The following is a 20,323-nucleotide window of genomic DNA, read 5'->3' on the forward strand; positions in this document are numbered from 1 at the left end:
TGTGACTTTAAAAACTTTATGACATTTGACTTTAGATTAAAACGAAAATCAATTTTTAATTGCAAATAAATCAATAGTAAAAACTATGATGAATAATAGAAATAATAACAATAAAGATAAAAACCCTGTAAAAAGGTTTAATAAAATCTCCATAGGACTTGCTTCTCCCGAATCTATCTTGAAAGAATCAAGAGGTGAAGTATTGAAGCCCGAAACTATCAACTACAGAACGCACAAACCTGAGCGTGATGGTCTTTTCTGTGAACGTATTTTCGGACCAGTAAAAGATTTTGAATGTGCTTGTGGTAAGTATAAAAGAATACGTTACAAAGGAATCATCTGTGACCGTTGTGGTGTTGAAGTAACTGAGAAAAAAGTACGTAGAGACAGAGTAGGTCACATCAACCTTGTTGTGCCAATTGCTCATATCTGGTATTTCCGTTCTCTTCCAAACAAAATTGGTTATATCCTTGGTCTTCCGTCTAAGAAATTAGATATGATTATTTACTACGAAAGATACGTAGTAATCCAAGCGGGTATCGCTAAAAATGCAGAAGGTGAATCATTGCAAAGACTAGACTTTTTGACAGAAGAAGAATATTTAAATATTTTAGATACACTTCCTGCTGACAATCAGTATCTTGATGATTTTGATCCTAATAAGTTTGTTGCCAAAATGGGAGCAGAGTGTATTATGGATTTATTAGCAAGAATAGATCTTGATGCCTTGTCTTACCAATTGAGACACAATGCTAACAATGAAACGTCTAAACAACGTAAAACTGAAGCGTTAAAAAGATTACAAGTTGTTGAATCTTTCCGTGAGTCTAACTTGAACCGTGAGAATCGTCCGGAATGGATGATTATGAAAGTGGTACCAGTTATTCCACCAGAATTACGTCCGCTTGTGCCACTTGATGGAGGCCGTTTTGCAACTTCAGATTTAAATGATTTATACCGTCGTGTAATTATACGTAACAACCGTTTGAAAAGATTAATGGAGATTAAAGCTCCAGAAGTTATCTTAAGAAACGAAAAACGTATGTTGCAGGAATCTGTAGATTCACTTTTCGATAATACTCGTAAAGCTTCTGCAGTAAAAACAGAATCAAACAGACCATTAAAATCATTATCTGATTCCCTTAAAGGTAAACAAGGACGTTTCCGTCAAAATTTACTTGGAAAACGTGTGGATTATTCTGCTCGTTCGGTAATTGTTGTTGGACCTGAATTGAAATTATCTGAATGTGGTATCCCAAAAGATATGGCAGCAGAATTGTACAAACCTTTCGTTATCCGTAAATTGATAGAAAGAGGAATTGTAAAAACTGTAAAATCAGCTAAGAAAATAATAGATAAGAAAGAGCCTGTAGTTTGGGATATCCTTGAAAATGTAATTAAAGGTCACCCAATATTACTGAATCGTGCTCCTACTTTGCACAGATTAGGTATCCAAGCATTCCAACCAAAATTAATTGAAGGAAAAGCAATCCAATTGCACCCTTTAGTTTGTACTGCATTTAATGCGGATTTTGATGGGGATCAAATGGCAGTTCACTTGCCATTAGGACCAGAAGCTATTTTGGAAGCACAACTATTAATGTTGGGTTCTCACAATATTCTGAATCCTGCTAATGGTGCACCAATCACGGTACCTTCTCAGGATATGGTCTTGGGTCTATACTATATGACCAAAGAACGTTTATCTACTCCTGAGCTTAAGATTTTAGGAGAAGGAATCACTTTTTATTCTGCTGAAGAGGTAAATATTGCTTTGAATGAAGGTAGATTAGAATTGAATGCTTCTGTTAAAATTAGAGCAAAAGATTTTAATGAAGCAGGTGAGTTGGTTTACCAAATCATCAAAACAACTGCGGGTCGTGTATTATTTAATGAAGTAGTACCGGAAGCAGCTGGATATATCAATGATGTATTGACTAAGAAAAACCTTAGAGATATTATCGGTCACGTTTTGAGTTCTACTGATGTACCTACAACAGCGGCTTTCTTGGATAACATGAAAGACATGGGTTACAAATTTGCCTTCAAAGGTGGTTTGTCATTCTCTCTTGGAGATATTAGAATTCCAGATCAAAAACCTAAATTAATTGCAGACGCCAGAGAACAAGTTCAAGGTATTTCTGTTAATTATAATATGGGTCTTATTACCAATAACGAACGTTACAACCAAGTTATTGATGTATGGACTTCAGCAAATGCTCAATTGACAGAGTTAGCAATGAAAAACATTAGAGAAGACCAACAAGGTTTTAACTCAGTGTATATGATGCTTGATTCTGGAGCAAGGGGTTCCAAAGAACAAATTCGTCAGTTAACTGGTATGCGTGGTTTGATGGCTAAGCCAAAAAAATCTACTGCTGGTGGTGGTGAGATTATTGAAAACCCGATTCTTTCTAACTTTAAAGAAGGTCTTTCGATCCTTGAGTACTTTATCTCTACTCACGGTGCGCGTAAAGGTCTTGCGGATACGGCATTGAAAACTGCCGATGCAGGATATTTAACAAGAAGATTGCATGATGTATCTCAAGATGTTATTGTTAACATAGAAGATTGCGGTACACTTAGAGGTGTTGAAGTATCAGCATTGAAGAAAAATGAGGAAATTGTTGAATCATTAGGAGAAAGAATTTTAGGACGTGTTGTTTTACAAGACGTAATTAATCCTTTAAACAATGAGGTTTTAATTCAAGCTGGACAGCAAATCACTGAAGTTATAATGAAAGCAATTGATGCTTCTCCAATCGAGAAAGTAGAAGTGCGTTCACCATTAACTTGTGAAGCGTTAAAAGGTATTTGTGCAAAATGTTACGGTAGAAATTTAGCTACTGGTAAAATGACACAAAGAGGAGAAGCAGTTGGTGTTATTGCAGCTCAGTCTATTGGAGAACCGGGTACACAGTTAACATTACGTACATTCCACGTTGGTGGGGTTGCGGGTGGTATTTCTGAAGAATCAAGCATCATTACCAAATTTGATGGTAAACTTGAAATCGAAGATTTAAAAACTGTTAAAGGAGAAGATAGTGAAGGTAATGCAGTTGATATTGTTGTATCTCGTTCTACTGAATTGAAATTAATTGATGAAAGAACAGGTATCTTATTAAGTACAAATAATATTCCTTACGGTTCAAGTATTTTCGTTAAAGACGGTCAATCTGTTGCTAAAGGAGATGTAATCTGTAAATGGGATCCATATAATGGAGTTATCGTTTCTGAGTTTACTGGTAAAATTGCTTACGAAGATTTAGAGCAAGGTCAATCATTCATGGTTGAAATTGATGAGCAAACTGGTTTCCAAGAAAAAGTAATTTCTGAATCTAGAGCTAAAAAATTAATTCCTACTTTATTGGTTTACGGTAAAGAAGGAGAACTAATTCGTTCTTATAACTTACCAGTTGGAGCCCACTTGATGGTTGAAAACGGTGAGAAAATTAAAGCAGGTAAAGTATTGGTGAAAATTCCACGTCGTTCTTCTAAATCAGGAGATATTACTGGAGGTTTACCTAGAATTACAGAGTTGTTAGAAGCTCGTAATCCTTCAAACCCAGCTGTTGTTTCTGAAATCGATGGTGTTGTTTCTTTTGGAAAAATTAAAAGAGGTAACCGTGAGATTGTTATCGAATCTAAATTTGGTGACGTTAGAAAATACTTGGTTAAATTATCAAGCCAAATTCTAGTTCAAGAAAATGACTTCGTAAGAGCAGGGGTGCCTTTATCTGATGGTGCAATTACTCCGGATGATATTTTAAGAATTCAAGGACCGGCAGCTGTTCAACAGTATTTGGTAAATGAAATTCAAGAAGTATACCGTTTACAAGGGGTAAAAATTAACGACAAACACTTTGAAGTAGTAATACGTCAAATGATGCGTAAAGTAAGAGTACAAGATCCAGGTGATACTTTATTCTTAGAAGATCAATTGATTCACACTAAAGACTTTATCGTTCAAAATGATAAATTATATGGTATGAAAGTAGTTGAAGATGCTGGAGATTCTAGTGCTTTAAAAGAAGGACAAATTATTACGCCTCGTGAGTTGCGTGATGAAAACTCTTTATTGAAACGTACAGATAAAAATCTTGTTGTAGCTCGTGATGTTGTTACCGCAACTGCAACACCAGTTTTACAAGGTATTACTAGAGCATCGCTTCAAACTAAATCGTTTATTTCTGCTGCCTCTTTCCAAGAGACTACTAAAGTATTGAACGAAGCTGCTGTTGCAGGTAAAATCGATTACTTAGAAGGATTGAAAGAGAATGTAATTGTAGGACATAGAATCCCTGCCGGAACTGGTATGAGAGAATATGACAACACAATTGTAGGGTCAAAAGAAGATTATAACGACATGATGGCTAACAAAGAAGAATATATTTATTAAAATATGAGTAATTCTAATCAACAACAAGAGCAAATTAATATTGAGCTAGATGAAAAAATTGCTGAAGGGATTTATTCCAACTTGGCAATAATAAATCACTCTTCATCAGAGTTTGTTTTAGATTTTGTAAGCATCATGCCTGGTATTCCTAAAGCTAAGGTGAAATCAAGAATTGTCTTGACACCACAACATGCTAAAAGATTGTTGAAAGCAATAGGAGAAAACATTCATCGTTTTGAAGTCGCTCATGGCGAAATAAAAGACACTGAACAAGCACCAATACCGCTTAATTTTGGTCCAGCAGGACAAGCATAATTAAAATAATAAAAAGGCTCCAGAAATGGAGCCTTTTTTTGTTTATGGATTAATTCTTTATTTTATAACGTAACTATTAGCTTTGTGTTTTTTGATTTAAGATGTATAATAGTACTACTTCAATATTTCTCTATTATTCGTTCCTGAAATTTTGAATTTCTAAAAAAAATTAAACAATACTTTTTATTTGATAAATTGACATTAAGGAACCTTTAAATTCAGTGGCTTAATAACAAGTTTGTGCTTTAAACGATTATTAAGGTGCTTCATCGAAAATATTTTTTGCTGGTAAATAAATGATATACTTTCGTTCTCGAGATAGGGAAGTAAATCCTATCTATCATAAAAAAACGAATTGTTATGAAATATTTTTCTTTAAAAGCTAACACTAAAGGGATTTCAAATCTCTTGATAATGTTCGTTTTTATATTAATGTCAAACGTATCTGTATTTGGTCAATCTGCTCAAAATGTAGTTGATGCTAATACTATTGAAGTTAACAGTAATACAAAAAGAGAAAATGTTTCAGGAACTTCTTCTTCAAATAGTATGAATTTCGTATTATGGTTTATGGGTACTAAACAAGGTCCAAACGGTACAATTTCTAAAGAAAGTTCAAGTGCAAAAATACAGGTTATAACATCTGGTTCTGCTCCAAACCGTTTGTTAATCAAAGCTTTTTTAAAGAAAGCGGTAGATACTGACAGTATGGTTTCTTAAGTGGAGATTTATTTTAAAAGGGATATAAAAAAAACGCTAATTTTTTAATTAGCGTTTTTTTTGTAAATATTTTAAAAGGATATGTTTTATTCAAATTCTGAAGTAAAAAATAATTTCACATTCGGATATTTATTCTGTGTCATCTGTATAGTAAAATCAGAATCAGCTAGAAATACCAATTGCCCGTATTTATCATGTGCTAAGAATTTTTGTTTGATTCTTCTAAATTCTTTAAACTCATCACTTTTGAGGTCCTTTGGTTTTACCCAACAGGCTTTGTGAACCGGGAAGTTTTCATATGTACATTTTGCGCCATATTCATGCTCTAAACGGTATTGGATAACTTCGTATTGAAGCGCACCAACCGTTCCAATGATTTTTCTGTTGTTCATTTCCAGTGTAAATAACTGTGCCACACCTTCGTCCATCAACTGATCAATTCCTTTGTCTAATTGTTTGGCTTTCATCGGGTCAGCATTATTGATGTACCTGAAATGCTCTGGAGAAAAGCTCGGAATTCCTTTGAAACTCATGATTTCTCCTTCGGTCAACGTATCTCCAATTTTGAAATTTCCGGTATCATGCAAGCCTACAATATCACCCGGATACGATATATCTACAATTTCTTTTTTTTCAGCAAAGAAAGCATTCGGACTTGAGAATTTTAAGTTCTTTTTCTGGCGAACGTGATAATACGGTTTGTTTCTTTCGAAAGTTCCAGAAACAATTTTTATAAAAGCCAGACGGTCTCTATGCTTTGGATCCATATTGGCGTGGATTTTAAAAACAAATCCAGTCATTTTTTCTTCTTTTGGATCTACTAATCGTGTTTCAGAATCTTTTGGTCTTGGCGATGGAGCAATTTGTACAAAACAATCCAATAATTCTCTTACACCAAAATTATTCAATGCCGAACCGAAAAACACGGGTTGTAATTTTCCGTCTAAATAATCCTGACGATCAAATTTTGGATAAACTTCGTCTATCAGCTCTAGTTCTTCTCGTAATCGATCTGCAGGTTTTTGACCAATTATTTTCTCTAATTCTGGGTTTTGAACATCAGAGAAAGCGATGGTTTCTTCAATGTTTTTACGACTATCACCACTAAATAAGTTGATATTTTGTTCCCATAGATTATATATTCCTTGAAAATCATAACCCATTCCTATCGGAAAACTTAACGGCGTAACGGTTAAACCTAGTTTTTGTTCTACTTCATCCATCAAGTCAAAAGCGTCTTTTCCTTCTCGGTCTAATTTATTGATGAATACGATAATTGGAATTTTTCGCATTCTACAAACAGCTACTAATTTCTCTGTTTGTTCCTCAACACCTTTGGCAACATCAATTACAACAATAACGCTGTCAACTGCAGTTAAAGTTCTAAAAGTGTCCTCGGCAAAATCCTTGTGTCCCGGAGTATCGAGAATATTTATTTTTTTGTCTTTATAATTGAATGCTAAAACCGAAGTAGAAACCGAAATTCCTCTCTGGCGTTCAATTTCCATAAAGTCACTGGTAGCACCTTTTTTAATTTTATTGTTCTTTACGGCACCTGCTTCTTGAATAGCACCACCAAAAAGGAGGAGTTTCTCAGTAAGTGTTGTTTTTCCGGCATCAGGATGTGAGATAATCCCGAAAGTTCTTCTGCGTTGTATTTCTTCTAAAAAGCCCATATTTGTATAAATAGTTTGCAAAAGTACTATTTATAAATGCCAATTAAAAAAATTGTATACTCTAAATGGAGTAGGTGGGTTTTGAAGTTGCAATTCATGTGATTTTAATTCAATAATTAAAATTACGAAGATTTAATAACTGATAAAAAGAAGGCTGTCTTTTCAGACAGCCTTTATGATATTTAGGTGTTACATGTTGATTGACCAAATAGAATATCCATTTGGCGGACATTGAATTTTAACCCATTTATCACCTTGTGTTGTAGGAATCCAAGTTGAATTTCCTGTAAAATCTTTGATTTGTGCATTAGCCCAATTCGTCTGAATCCATCTTTCTTGCCAAGTTGATGAGTTATTAATGTAAACCACTAAACCGGGATTCCCATTATAACCATTTCTTCTAGCGATGTATTCATCAGTATCGGTGTATAAAATAGAAGTAGTTCCCGTTCCTTTATTATTGTGAATCCAAATAAGATTGTCCATTTTTGTTTTATTCAACCATTCCTCATAATCCCTGTAAAAAATAGTTGGATATCCTTCGTGCGTTAAAATATAAGCGTATGCTAACTCTTTTTTCCAAATTTCATCGGTGTCATGATTGGAAACGAAAGTAACCGCTTTATAAGGATTTCTTTTCCACATCATATCATCATTCAAAATATTTAAATTGTTTCCGTCAAATGCATCGTTCATTTTATAATAACAGGCAAAATCAAAAACAGAACTATTGGCATTATTCGCCCAATCATTCAGTATGTTTACGTTAGAATCCCATAACTCACCAACGGAGAATCCACCAACGTTTGCATTCCAATCATTCACAACCCAAGGAGCAAAACCTTTAACGTAATCAAATCTCCATCCGTCAAATTTCATCGTATTTTTATAATATTTACCAACTCCGTCTGCTCTTTTCCAAAGCCAGTCTTGCACATTTGGTACCACGTGAGCTAAGTCAGGAAAACCGCCAAAAGCCCCTTCATCGTTATTTCCGTATGCATTTTTATAAAAATCAGCACTGGTTCTTGGGAATTTCCCTGAAGCGACAGCAGTAAAGTTAGTATAGGTTTGTGTTCCTGTAAAAGGATTGTTTTCTAATTGTCCGCCGCTATTGTGATTTAATACCATATCAGCATATACTTGCATGTTTTCGGCGTGTACTTTTGTTATCAGACTTTCTAATTCTGTGCGGGAGCCAAAACGTGTTTCTATAGTGCCATTTTGATTGTAATTTCCAAAATCGAAATAATCTGTAGGATCATAACCCATAGAAAAAGGTCCATTTTGCGCTTTTGATACTGGAGGAAGCCAGATGGAGCCAATACCGGCATTTGACCAAGCAGTTATTTTAGTATTAACAGTATTCCACCACGTTCCACCAGCAGGAACATCCCAATAGAAAGCTTGCATCATAACACCACCGCCAGGATTTGCAACATATCTTCCGGTCGTGGAGTTAGTCGATTTCCCGGTACTGAAAGGTTGTCCGTCGTGATGTGTAACATTGATTACTTTGAATTGTGAAGCTGCAGCAGCGGAATCTGTTACTAGATCGTCATTCGAATTGCACGAATACAGACCAACTAATAAGGCTGATATTAGATACGCTTTAAAATTTTGTTTTTTCATAAAAGAATAAATTAGGTTAAGTAATAGATTTTGGGGTAATAATTGAAAAACAGAAAGTAATATGATAGCTAGAAATTAAATTTTATTTAGTGGTTTTTAAGATTATAAATAAAATCTAATTTTATTAAAATCAAAAAAATAAATTAAATAATTAGTATAAATTTATTTTTATGTTTAATATTTTGATAAAACAGCATTTTTTTTAGCTAATTTATACAAATTCTTACACGAGTAGCATGTGAGTTTTTTTAATACTCAACGAAAACGTTGTAGTGTTTACAACTTTTTGAATAGAGTGTTATAAATGAGAATTTTAAAGCCTTTTTTTTTGTTTTTAGGAATGACTTTTTTGTTATAAGTTGATTTAGAATCAATGAAATACTAGAAAAAGGAAAAACAGTTCCCTCGAAAAGTATGATGTTTGATAAAGCTAAATAAATTTATTACAGGAATCATTCAATACTGTAGAATAAAGATTTTAGATTTTTTACTTCTAACCTGCAGTTTCTTTACGATTTAGAAGCGAAACAGGACAATAAATAAATGCGTTTATAATTTTTTGTTAATAGTAGGCAGGAAACTTGTATTATGTAATTGAATTGTTATTTTTGTTCGTTTTAAATTTAAAGAATGGTAAGAAATTGTATTATAAATTCAATTCACTTCTTGATTCTTAAAGTGTATATTTGCCAAAATTATTCTGGCCTTTATAAAATTAGGTTTAAAGACAATTAAATATAAGGATGTTTTAAAATAAATACAAATTATAATAATGCCAATAAATAAAATACAAATGAGATCCATCAATAATAGAATTGCACTTACTTTTTTTGTTTTGCTTTTTTCCAGTGTTGTAGCAAGTGCTCAAGAAATTATTAAGGATAGTGTCATTACTCCGGTTAAGAAAATCCAATCTACCGGGAAACAAAAAATTGACGGTGTAATTGCCACTGTAGGGGATTATATCATACTTGATTCAGATATCGACAAGTCGTATCTTGAAATTTCGACTCAAGGTGGATCTGTAAAAGACATTACAAGATGTCAAATGTTAGGGAAATTATTGGAAGATAAATTATATGCTCATCAAGCTATTCAAGATAGTATCGTAGTGACAGATGCTGAAGTCAAAGGCATGATGGAAGATCGTTTGAACTATATGGTAGAACAAATTGGGTCTTTAGAGAAAGTGGTGAAATACTACAAAAAAGATTCTGAAGAAGAATTTAGAACTTATTTTTCTGATATTTTGAAAGAAGGGAAATTGAGTACAGAAATGCGAAATAAAATTATCGAAGATGTAGAAATTACTCCTGAAGAAGTTCGTAATTATTTCAAAACAATACCTATTGCTGATCTTCCTTTTTTTGGTGTAGAATTAGAAGTAGCGCAAATTGTAGTTACTCCTAAAGTTTCTGATGCTGATAAACAAAAAGTAATTGATAAGCTGAATGGTTTTAAAAAGGAAATAGAAGAAGGTTCCAGCTTTTCTACTAAAGCGGTTTTGTATTCTCAGGATCCCGGATCAAGATCGAATGGCGGATTTTATAAAATGAATCGTAAAACACCATTTGTAAAAGAGTTTAAAGATATTGCTTTTAGTCTTGCTGAAGGAGAAATTTCTGCTCCATTTCAAACAGATTTTGGGTATCATATTATTTATGTAGAAAAAATCAAAGGACAAGAAATAGAATTGCGTCACATATTATTGACACCAACAGTAACTGAAGAGGCTTTGAACGAAGCGAAAGAAAAAATTACTTTGATTAAAAAAAGAATCGAAGATAAAGAAATCACTTTTGCAGATGCCGCCAGAACATTATCTGATGAGAAAGAAACAAGAGCCAATGGCGGTGCTTTAATAAATCCAAAAACACAAGATACTCGGTTTGAGTTGACAAAATTGGATCCTGCTTTTTATAGTCAAGTTTCTAATTTAAAAGAAGGTGAAGTTTCGGCTCCATTATTAGAACAAGGAGAAGAGGGAAAGAAAACATTCAAACTGATTACTGTTACGAATAGAATAGATGAACATGCAGCAGATTATGCTAAAGATTACATCAAAATAAAAGACTTGGCTTTAAAAAGCAAACAAATTACTGCTATTGGAAAATGGTTTAATGAAAAGATTAAAGAAACATACATCAAAATTATTGGAGAATACAGAGATTGTGATTTTACAAACAATTGGCTTAAAAAATAGTCTCCTTTTTCATTTATCAGATTAGAATTAGGAATAAAAATTTTTCAATAAATAAATAAAAAGAGTTAGTTTTATGATTTCATAATGCTAACTCTTTTTAATTTTAAATACTTAATACATGTCAGACGTAGCAGCAATACATAACTTGGTTCAAAAAAGGAATGAGCTAAAAGCGGAGATAGCAAAAATCATTGTAGGTCAAAATGATGTAGTAGATCAAATTTTGCTTTGTATATTTTCTGGAGGTCATGCATTATTGGTTGGAGTTCCAGGATTAGCCAAAACATTGATGGTAAATACCCTGGCACAAGCATTAGGACTTGATTTCAAAAGAATTCAATTCACGCCAGATTTAATGCCTTCTGATATCCTTGGAAGTGAAATATTAGATGAAAACCGTCAATTTAAATTTATAAAAGGTCCTGTTTTTTCGAATATTATTCTGGCTGACGAAATCAACAGAACACCACCTAAAACACAGGCTGCTTTGCTGGAAGCCATGCAGGAACGTTCCGTTACTATCGCCGGTGAAAACTACAAACTAGACTTGCCTTATTTTGTTTTAGCAACTCAAAATCCTATTGAGCAGGAAGGGACTTATCCTTTGCCGGAAGCACAATTAGACCGATTCATGTTTGCTATAAAACTAGAGTATCCTTCTTTTTTAGAAGAAGTTCAAGTGGTGAAACAAACTACTTCTGATATAAAAAACACTATAAATCCATTGTTTACTGCTCAAGAAATAATTGATTTTCAGCAGTTAATCCGTAGAATACCTGTCGCCGATAATGTAATTGAGTATGCAGTGACCTTAGTTAGTAAAACAAGGCCCGATAATCCGATGTCTAATGAGTTTGTGAAAAATTATTTAGATTGGGGCGCTGGACCAAGAGCTTCTCAAAATTTGATTTTGGCTGCCAAAGCGAATGCTGCTTTTAATGGGAAATTCTCTCCGGATATTGAAGATGTAAAAGCGGTGGCTACTGGAATTTTACGTCATAGAATTATCAAAAATTATAAAGCTGATGCCGAAGGAATTACCGAAGAAGCTATTATTCAGAAGCTGATGTAATAATTTTAATATTGAGAAAAAAGCCAAACAAATTTCTAAAATCTGTTTGGCTTTTTTTGTTATCACTTAATAGGCTAATTTGACCAAAAAGAGCTTTAAAAATACAACTACAACGTTGTAAATGGTAATTTAGAAAGGTTCTTAGCTGAAAGTAGTGTAAAATCTCACTCTCTAAGTATCGTTAAATTTCAACTTTCTCAAAGAAAAGATTTTAAATTATTAATAATTCATTATTTTAATTTAAAATTGAACTTTTGACAATAAAAAGCAGTGAAACTCTTTATTTTGTAATAATAATTTTTGAAAAAGCTACATCTATTATATTTTTTTTAATTCTCGGCTTTAATTCCTAAATTTGCGTACAAAAAATAAAAATACCAAGAAAAGACTTCTATTATGAACACTTATAAGGATTATATTCAAGAGATTGAAGAGCGAAAAGGCCAAGGGCTTAACCCTAAACCAATTGATGGTGCTGAATTATTAAGCGAAATCATTGCACAAATTAAAGATTTAAATAACGAGTACAGAGCAGATTCTCTTAACTTCTTTATTTATAATGTTGTGCCTGGAACTACTCCTGCGGCTAATGTAAAAGCTGATTTTTTAAAAGAAATCATTCTAGGTCAATCAGTAGTTGCTGAAATCACGCCTGCTTTTGCTTTAGAGTTATTATCACACATGAAAGGTGGGACTTCTATCAAGGTTTTACTTGATTTAGCTTTAGGTAATGATGTTGCTATTGCAAAAGACGCTGCAACCGTTTTAAAGACACAAGTTTTTCTTTATGAGGCTGATACAGATCGTTTAGAAGTAGCTTTCAAAAGCGGTAACGGAATAGCAAAAGAAATTTTGGAGAGTTACGCTAAGGCTGAGTTCTTTACTAAATTACCTGAAATTGCAGAAGAAATTAAGGTAGTTACTTTTATTGCTGGTGAAGGAGATATTTCAACTGATTTACTTTCTCCAGGAAACCAAGCGCACTCCCGTTCGGATCGTGAACTTCATGGTAAATGTTTAATTTCTCCTGAGGCACAAGCTGAAATTAAAGCATTAGCAACAGCGAATCCTGATAAGAGCGTGATGTTAATCGCTGAAAAAGGTACTATGGGTGTGGGATCTTCAAGAATGTCAGGTGTAAACAACGTGGCGCTTTGGAGTGGAAAACAAGCAAGTCCATATGTTCCATTTATTAATATTGCTCCAATCGTTGCGGGAACAAACGGTATTTCTCCGATTTTCCTAACAACTGTTGATGTTACTGGTGGTATTGGTCTTGACCTTAAAAACTGGGTAAAAAAATTAGATGAAAATGGTAACGTTCTTCGTAATGAAAGCGGTGATCCTATTCTTGAGGAAGTTTATTCTGTTGCTACTGGTACTGTTCTTACAATCAACACAAAAACAAAGAAACTTTATAGTGGAGATAAAGAATTGATTGATATTTCTAAGGCATTCACACCTCAGAAAATTGAATTTATAAAAGCTGGTGGGTCTTATGCTATTGTATTTGGAAAAAAACTTCAAACATTTGCATCAAAGACTCTTGGTATTGATATTGTACCTGTATATGCTCCGTCAAAAGAGGTTTCTGTTGAAGGACAAGGTCTTACAGCTGTAGAAAAAATATTTAATAAAAACGCAGTTGGTTCAACTCCGGGTAAAGTTTTACACGCTGGTTCAGATGTTCGTGTTACCGTAAATATTGTTGGTTCGCAAGATACAACTGGTTTGATGACTTCTCAGGAATTAGAGTCTATGGCTGCTACTGTGATTTCTCCAATTGTTGACGGTGCTTACCAATCAGGTTGTCACACTGCTTCAGTTTGGGATAATAAATCTAAGGCAAATATTCCGAGATTGATGAAATTCATGAACGACTTCGGTTTGATCACAGCTCGTGACCCAAAAGGCGTTTATCATGCAATGACTGATGTAATTCACAAAGTGCTTAACGATATTACTGTAAACGAATGGGCTATCATCATTGGTGGTGACTCTCATACAAGAATGTCTAAAGGTGTTGCTTTTGGTGCAGACTCAGGAACAGTTGCTCTTGCACTTGCTACTGGTGAAGCTTCAATGCCAATTCCAGAATCTGTGAAAGTAACCTTCAAAGGAGATATGAAAGGGTACATGGATTTCCGTGATGTGGTGCATGCTACGCAATCTCAGATGCTTAAAACATTTGGTGGAGAGAATGTATTCCAAGGAAGAATTATTGAGGTTCACTTAGGAACTCTTAATGCGGATCAAGCCTTTACGTTTACCGACTGGACTGCAGAAATGAAAGCAAAAGCTTCCATCTGTATTTCTGAGGATTATACCCTGATTGAATCTTTAGAGATTGCAAAAGGTAGAATTCAGATCATGATCGACAAGGGAATGGATAATAAGAATCAAGTTCTTAAAGGATTGATTGCTATTGCTGATAAAAGAATTGCTGAGATTATATCAGGCGAGAAACCAGCGCTAAGACCAGATGCAAATGCTAAGTATTACGCTGAAGTTGTTGTAGATCTTGATCAAATTGCTGAGCCAATGATAGCAGATCCAGATGTTAATAATGCTGATGTTTCTAAAAGATATACGCACGACACTATTCGACCTCTATCTTTCTATGGAGGAGTTAAAAAAGTGGATCTTGGATTTATTGGTTCTTGTATGGTTCACAAAGGAGATATGAAAATCCTTGCTCAAATGCTTAAAAATATTGATGAGCAAGAAGGTAAAGTAGAGTTCAAAGCGCCACTAGTTGTAGCTCCTCCTACTTATAATATTGTTGATGAATTAAAAGCAGAAGGTGACTGGGAAATTTTACAAAAATACTCTGGTTTCGAATTTGACGATAATGTTCCTAAAGCTTCGGCGCGTACAGCATACGAAAATATGTTATATCTAGAACGTCCGGGTTGTAACCTTTGTATGGGTAACCAGGAAAAAGCAGCTAAAGGAGATACTGTGATGGCAACATCTACTCGTCTTTTCCAAGGAAGAGTTGTAGAAGATACTGAAGGTAAAAAAGGAGAATCTTTGCTTTCCTCTACACCGGTTGTGGTTTTATCTACAATTCTTGGTAGAACTCCAACAATAGAAGAATATAAAACGGCAGTGGAAGGTATCAATCTAACTAAGTTTGCGCCTTCTCATAAGTTATTAGTTAAATAATTCATATAATTAGTTAATTATAATTTAAAAGCCTGAGTCTAATGACTCAGGCTTTTTTTGTACTCTATTTTTTTGTATCTTGTATGTTTAAAATAGAATAGTAACAATTATATATAAATCTTATGGCTTTTGATATTGAAATGATTGAAAAAGTGTACGCAAATATGACATCCCGTGTTGATAAAGCACGTGAGATAGTTGGTCGTCCACTTAGTTTAACAGAGAAAATTTTGTACAACCACCTTTGGGATGGAACTCCATCTGTCGCTTTTACAAGAGGTGCTGATTATGTTGATTTTGCTCCAGACAGAGTTGCTTGTCAAGATGCAACGGCTCAAATGGCATTGTTGCAATTCATGCATGCGGGTAAATCTAAGGTAGCTGTTCCTACAACAGTACACTGTGATCACTTGATTCAAGCTAAAGTTGATGCTGTAACTGATTTGGCCAGAGCAAAAACACAAAGTAATGAAGTATTTGAATTTCTTTCTTCAGTATCTAATAAATACGGAATTGGTTTCTGGAAACCAGGAGCAGGGATTATTCACCAAGTAGTTTTGGAAAACTATGCATTCCCAGGTGGAATGATGATTGGGACCGATTCTCACACTGTAAATGCAGGTGGTTTAGGAATGGTAGCAATTGGTGTTGGTGGTGCAGATGCGGTTGATGTTATGTCAGGAATGGCTTGGGAATTAAAATTTCCTAAATTAATTGGAGTAAAATTAACTGGAAAACTCTCGGGTTGGACAGCTCCAAAAGATGTTATTCTTAAAGTAGCTGGAATTCTTACTGTAAAAGGTGGAACTGGTGCTATTGTTGAATATTTTGGTGAAGGTGCAACTTCTATGTCTTGTACTGGAAAAGGAACGATCTGTAATATGGGTGCCGAAATTGGTGCTACTACTTCTACATTTGGGTATGATGCTTCAATGGGACGTTATTTACGTTCTACAAATAGAGCTGATGTTGCTGATGCAGCTGATAAAATTGCTCCTTACTTAACAGGTGATGCTGAAGTTTATACTAATCCAGAATTGTATTTTGACCAAGTAATCGAAATCAACTTAGACGAATTAGAGCCACATTTAAATGGACCTTATACTCCAGATTTAGCGACTCCAATTTCTAAAATGAAAGAGGAAGCAATCAAAAATAACTGGCCTTTGAAAATTGAAGTTGGTTTGATTGGTTCTTGTACGAACTCTTCTTATGAAGATATCGCTCGTGCAGCTTCAATAGCCAAACAAGTCACCGATAAAAAATTAAAATTAAAATCAAAATTCACGATCACTCCAGGTTCTGAGGTGGTTCGTTATACAATCGAGCGTGACGGTTTTATTGATACTTTCGATAAGATTGGTGCGACGGTATTTGCAAATGCGTGCGGACCATGTATCGGTATGTGGGATAGAGAAGGGGCTGATAAAGAAGAACGTAATACTATCGTTCACTCTTTCAACCGTAACTTTTCTAAACGTGCAGATGGAAACCCAAACACATTGGCTTTCGTGGGTTCACCTGAATTGGTGACCGCTATGGCCATTGCAGGTGATTTAGGTTTCAATCCATTGACTGATACCTTGATCAACGAAGATGGTGAAGAAGTGATGTTAGAGGCGCCAACAGGCGACGAATTGCCGAAAAACGGATTTGATGCTGAAGACCCAGGTTTTCAAGCACCAGCCCAAGATGGTTCAGGTGTTCAAATCGCAGTTAGCGAAACTTCAGAAAGATTACAATTATTAGCTCCGTTCTTACCTTGGGATGGAAAAAACATCACAGGCGCTAAATTGCTTATCAAAGCTTTCGGAAAATGTACTACAGATCACATCTCTATGGCTGGACCATGGTTGCGTTTCCGTGGACATTTAGATAATATTTCTAATAATATGTTGATTGGTGCTATCAATGCATTCAACCAAAAACCAAATACAGTTAAAAATCAGTTGACGGGTACTTACGATGCAGTTCCTGCTGTAGCGCGTGCTTACAAAGCAGCTGGTGTTCCTTCAATTGTGGTGGGAGATCATAACTATGGAGAAGGATCTTCTCGTGAGCATGCCGCTATGGAACCTCGTTTCTTAGGTGTAAAAGCAGTATTGGTAAAATCATTTGCTCGTATCCACGAAACAAACCTTAAAAAACAAGGTCTTTTAGGATTGACATTTGCTGCTGAAGCTGATTATGACAAAATCCAGGAAGATGATACTATCAACTTCACAGATTTAGTTGATTTTGCTCCAGGAAAACCATTAACGTTAGAATTCGTTCATGCCGATGGAACCAAAGATATCATCTTGGCAAACCATACCTATAACGAAGGACAAATTGGTTGGTTCGTTGCCGGTTCAGCATTAAACTTGATTGCTGCTGCTGGAAAAGCATAAGCATTTAAATAATTTTATTTCAAAACTCCCAAAGAAACTTGGGAGTTTTTTTTGTTTTATGGGTTTTTAAGAACAACAATATTTGTCTTCTCAGGATATGTTAAATTAAGTTAAAGTATTGGTAATCAATAAATTAATAACAATGTAAATTATCTTATTTTGTATCTTTAGTTACTATTAATCTTAAATCCAATTGCAATGAGAATGTTAGTTAATGTTATCTTTCCTATTGAGCCTTTCAACTCAATGGCTAGAAATGGAACAGCTGGTGAAATCATTAGTCGAGTGATTAATGATATCAAACCAGAGAGTATTTATTTTTCGGAACAAGACGGTCATCGAGGCGCTATTATGGTAGTTGAAGTTCCTGATGCGGCTGCAATTCCATCTATTGCTGAACCTTGGTTTTTAAATTTTGAAGCCAATTGCGAATTTAGAATAGCGATGACTCCTGATGATTTAATGCGAGCCAACCTCACGAAACTTGCTGAAAAGTGGAGTGATATTCATGTAGTATAAACAAATCAATAGAATTAACAGCACCACTTCATGTAAAATGAGGTGGTTTTTTTTTGAGCTATTTCCTGCTGACCATTTCAAGCTTTTTCGCGCAATTGCTTTTTTCCAAAATAAAAAAGGAGCTTCTTTTAGTCGCTCTTTTTTCTCAGGAAAAATAGGCAATTCCGCTTCAAAAGGCTTTCCACTCACATCAGGGCTACAAATCAAAAACCAGAATTTCAATTCCTATTTATTGATTTGGAACAAAAATCTTAAAAAAAAAGAAAAGAGCTTTAAGCCGAAAATAGGGGCGAAATTCAAAAAACAAGGCTAAATTTTATTTTTTGAACGTTAAAATTTAAAAAAAGCTCGTGTTTTTTGATTAAATCTCTTATATTAGCTTTTTTGAAAAATTAAATTTTCAAAGAAGCTTTTTTTGATTGTTTTTTAAATCAACCTTCTTTAGAATTTTTATTTTCAGCGCAACAATACATTAGGATTGTACGGCGTTACTATTTCAACTGCTTTTGCAATTGAAATAAAAATCAACTAGAATTTAAAACGAACACATTCTGATCCTCTTTTTATAAAAGAGATAAGGATTATTTTACAATTTTTTAAATAAAAAAAGTAAAAAAACAAACCATAGCGAGATTTAATAATTATATCCCGAAATCGCTGTGAAGAATAAAAATGGGGTAAGTATTTGAAATAAATGAATATGAGTTTAAGATTAATTGTAACATTGTTTTTATTGAATAGTATCGTTCTTTTTTCTCAGGAAAATACCACGAAACACACCATCGTAAAAGGAGAAACAATTTCTAGTATTGCGGAGAAATATGATGTTAAACAAAGCGCTATTTTTAAACTGAATCCAAAGGCAAAAAATCTCTTAAAACTCAATTCCATTTTATTGATTCCTGTAGCAGCCACAAAAAAGACAAATACTAAATCTAAGGTTGCAGCAAATTTTGCCGCAAAAGAACATGAAGTACTTGCCAAAGAAACGCTTTACGGAATTGCAAAACAATACGGAATCTCTGTAAAAGAATTAAATGAACTCAATCCAACATTAGAATCTACAGGATTGAAAATAGGTCAAAAAATTATAATTCCTGCAAACACATCTTCAACGGAAGTAGCAGTTGTTCCTCAAACAAAAAAGACTTCTCAAAAACCGGAATTAGCAGTTATTCCACAAGTAATTGAAGCTGAAAAATCTACAACAGAGAAAACCACGATAGAAGTACTTCCAAAAGAATCAAAATATTCTATCGCAAGAAAATACGGAATTACTGTTAAAGAATTAGATAAAGCCAATCCAACTTTAGGAACCAAAGCGCTTAGAGTAGGCCAGAAAATAACTATTCCAGGAAATGCAATACCAGTAACTGAAGTAGCAGTTGTACCACAACAAAAAAAAGAATTATCAACTGCTGAAGCTGTAGTTATTGCAGAGCCCGTTACAATTACACCCAAAACAGAAGAAGCAGTAGTTTTACAACCGAAAATAGATATATCAAAATTAGAAGTTGCAACTGTTTCTCAACCAAGAGAAATAGTAAGCGTAACTTCAGATAATATTGTTCGTGAAGTATTGCCAAAAGAAACTAAATATGGTATTGCTAAACAATACGGAATCACAGTTCAGGAATTAGAAAAACAAAATCCAGAAGTTAAAAACGGACTTCATGTAGGTGATAAATTGAACATTCGTGCAAATTATGTACCAATAGAAAACAATGTAATAGCTAGCGCTGATAGCAACAATACTACTATTGAAAACACTAAAATTGATTTTAACAATTCAATAAAACCAACTTTTAGTCATGATTTTCTAGATCAATTGATAGAACGTGCTTCAGAAAACATAGGAACCAGATACCGTACTGGAGGAACCTCAAAAGCAGGATTTGACTGCTCCGGGTTAATGTGTACTACTTTTGGTGCATTTGACATTAAATTACCTAGAACATCAAGAGAGCAATCAGGTATTGGTACTAAAATAAATACTGAAGAAGCTCAAAAAGGGGATTTAATTTTCTTTAAAACAAATGGTAGACGCCAAATTAATCATGTAGGTATGGTGGTAGAAGTTTGTGAAGGAGAGATAAAATTCATCCACTCTTCAGTGAGTAATGGAGTTATTATTTCTTCAACAAAAGAAAAATACTATGAGAAAAATTTCTCCCAAATAAATAGGGTATTGCAGTAATTGTAATTCAATAAAAGGAATAAAAAAGCGAA

At 34.1% G+C, this 20,323-nt stretch carries 11 protein-coding genes; 9 read left to right on the forward strand and 2 right to left on the reverse strand.

The window, feature by feature from the left end:
* Window positions 1–85: 85 nt before the first annotated feature.
* From rpoC to QLS97_RS05615, 3 genes are all read left to right on the forward strand, one after another.
* Window positions 86–4,399, forward strand: coding sequence for a DNA-directed RNA polymerase subunit beta' (gene rpoC, locus QLS97_RS05605; protein WP_282714831.1), 4,314 nt, complete (start codon window positions 86–88; stop codon window positions 4,397–4,399).
* Between the two features lie 3 nt (window positions 4,400–4,402).
* Complete coding sequence (locus QLS97_RS05610; protein WP_073354716.1) at window positions 4,403–4,714, forward strand: DUF3467 domain-containing protein; 312 nt, start codon at window positions 4,403–4,405, stop codon at window positions 4,712–4,714.
* 414 nt (window positions 4,715–5,128) lie between these two features.
* A complete protein-coding gene (locus QLS97_RS05615; protein WP_282714832.1) occupies window positions 5,129–5,434 on the forward strand; it encodes a hypothetical protein in 306 nt (101 codons plus the stop codon).
* Window positions 5,435–5,520: 86 nt separating this feature from the next.
* Here QLS97_RS05615 and QLS97_RS05620 read toward each other — a convergent pair whose 3' ends face one another.
* Window positions 5,521–7,110 (reverse strand): peptide chain release factor 3, encoded by a 1,590-nt coding sequence (locus QLS97_RS05620; RefSeq protein WP_282715548.1) that lies wholly within the window; start codon window positions 7,108–7,110, stop codon window positions 5,521–5,523.
* Between the two features lie 189 nt (window positions 7,111–7,299).
* Window positions 7,300–8,742 carry an alpha-amylase gene (locus QLS97_RS05625; protein ID WP_282714834.1) on the reverse strand — a complete coding sequence of 481 codons (1,443 nt, stop codon included), beginning with the start codon at window positions 8,740–8,742 and terminating at the stop codon, window positions 7,300–7,302.
* A gap of 793 nt (window positions 8,743–9,535) precedes the next feature.
* On the opposite strand from QLS97_RS05625, the gene QLS97_RS05630 reads away from it, so the two are divergent.
* The 6 genes from QLS97_RS05630 (at window position 9,536) to QLS97_RS05655 (ending at window position 20,291) form a co-directional block, all read left to right on the forward strand.
* Complete coding sequence (locus QLS97_RS05630) at window positions 9,536–10,945, forward strand: peptidylprolyl isomerase (protein WP_428831769.1); 1,410 nt, start codon at window positions 9,536–9,538, stop codon at window positions 10,943–10,945.
* A 118-nt stretch (window positions 10,946–11,063) separates the two neighbouring features.
* A complete protein-coding gene (locus QLS97_RS05635) occupies window positions 11,064–12,017 on the forward strand; it encodes an AAA family ATPase (protein ID WP_282714838.1) in 954 nt (317 codons plus the stop codon).
* Between the two features lie 396 nt (window positions 12,018–12,413).
* Window positions 12,414–15,185, forward strand: a complete 2,772-nt coding sequence (locus QLS97_RS05640; protein ID WP_282714840.1) for a bifunctional aconitate hydratase 2/2-methylisocitrate dehydratase — start codon at window positions 12,414–12,416, stop codon at window positions 15,183–15,185.
* Window positions 15,186–15,307: 122 nt separating this feature from the next.
* Window positions 15,308–17,575, forward strand: coding sequence for an aconitate hydratase (locus QLS97_RS05645; protein ID WP_282714843.1), 2,268 nt, complete (start codon window positions 15,308–15,310; stop codon window positions 17,573–17,575).
* Between the two features lie 198 nt (window positions 17,576–17,773).
* Window positions 17,774–18,094, forward strand: coding sequence for a panthothenate synthetase (locus QLS97_RS05650; RefSeq protein WP_282714845.1), 321 nt, complete (start codon window positions 17,774–17,776; stop codon window positions 18,092–18,094).
* Between the two features lie 700 nt (window positions 18,095–18,794).
* Window positions 18,795–20,291: a peptidoglycan endopeptidase gene (locus QLS97_RS05655; protein ID WP_282714847.1), complete on the forward strand. Its 1,497-nt coding sequence runs from the start codon at window positions 18,795–18,797 to the stop codon at window positions 20,289–20,291.
* The last annotated feature ends 32 nt before the right edge of the window (window positions 20,292–20,323 follow it).

It is taken from the genome of Flavobacterium yafengii (genome assembly GCF_030010375.1).
GTDB lineage: Bacteria > Bacteroidota > Bacteroidia > Flavobacteriales > Flavobacteriaceae > Flavobacterium > Flavobacterium yafengii.

Bases quoted from the DNA above. Each gene is read 5' to 3' on its own strand.
- QLS97_RS05650 (WP_282714845.1), top strand. From the start codon at position 17,774: ATGAGAATGTTAGTTAATGTTATCTTTCCTATTGAGCCTTTCAACTCA.
- QLS97_RS05615 (WP_282714832.1), top strand. From the start codon at position 5,129: ATGTTCGTTTTTATATTAATGTCAAACGTATCTGTATTTGGTCAATCT.
- QLS97_RS05635 (WP_282714838.1), top strand. From the start codon at position 11,064: ATGTCAGACGTAGCAGCAATACATAACTTGGTTCAAAAAAGGAATGAG.
- QLS97_RS05640 (WP_282714840.1), top strand. From the start codon at position 12,414: ATGAACACTTATAAGGATTATATTCAAGAGATTGAAGAGCGAAAAGGC.
- QLS97_RS05655 (WP_282714847.1), top strand. From the start codon at position 18,795: ATGAGTTTAAGATTAATTGTAACATTGTTTTTATTGAATAGTATCGTT.
- rpoC (WP_282714831.1), top strand. From the start codon at position 86: ATGATGAATAATAGAAATAATAACAATAAAGATAAAAACCCTGTAAAA.
- QLS97_RS05610 (WP_073354716.1), top strand. From the start codon at position 4,403: ATGAGTAATTCTAATCAACAACAAGAGCAAATTAATATTGAGCTAGAT.
- QLS97_RS05630 (WP_428831769.1), top strand. From the start codon at position 9,536: ATGAGATCCATCAATAATAGAATTGCACTTACTTTTTTTGTTTTGCTT.
- QLS97_RS05645 (WP_282714843.1), top strand. From the start codon at position 15,308: ATGGCTTTTGATATTGAAATGATTGAAAAAGTGTACGCAAATATGACA.
- QLS97_RS05625 (WP_282714834.1), bottom strand. From the start codon at position 8,742: ATGAAAAAACAAAATTTTAAAGCGTATCTAATATCAGCCTTATTAGTT.
- QLS97_RS05620 (WP_282715548.1), bottom strand. From the start codon at position 7,110: ATGGGCTTTTTAGAAGAAATACAACGCAGAAGAACTTTCGGGATTATC.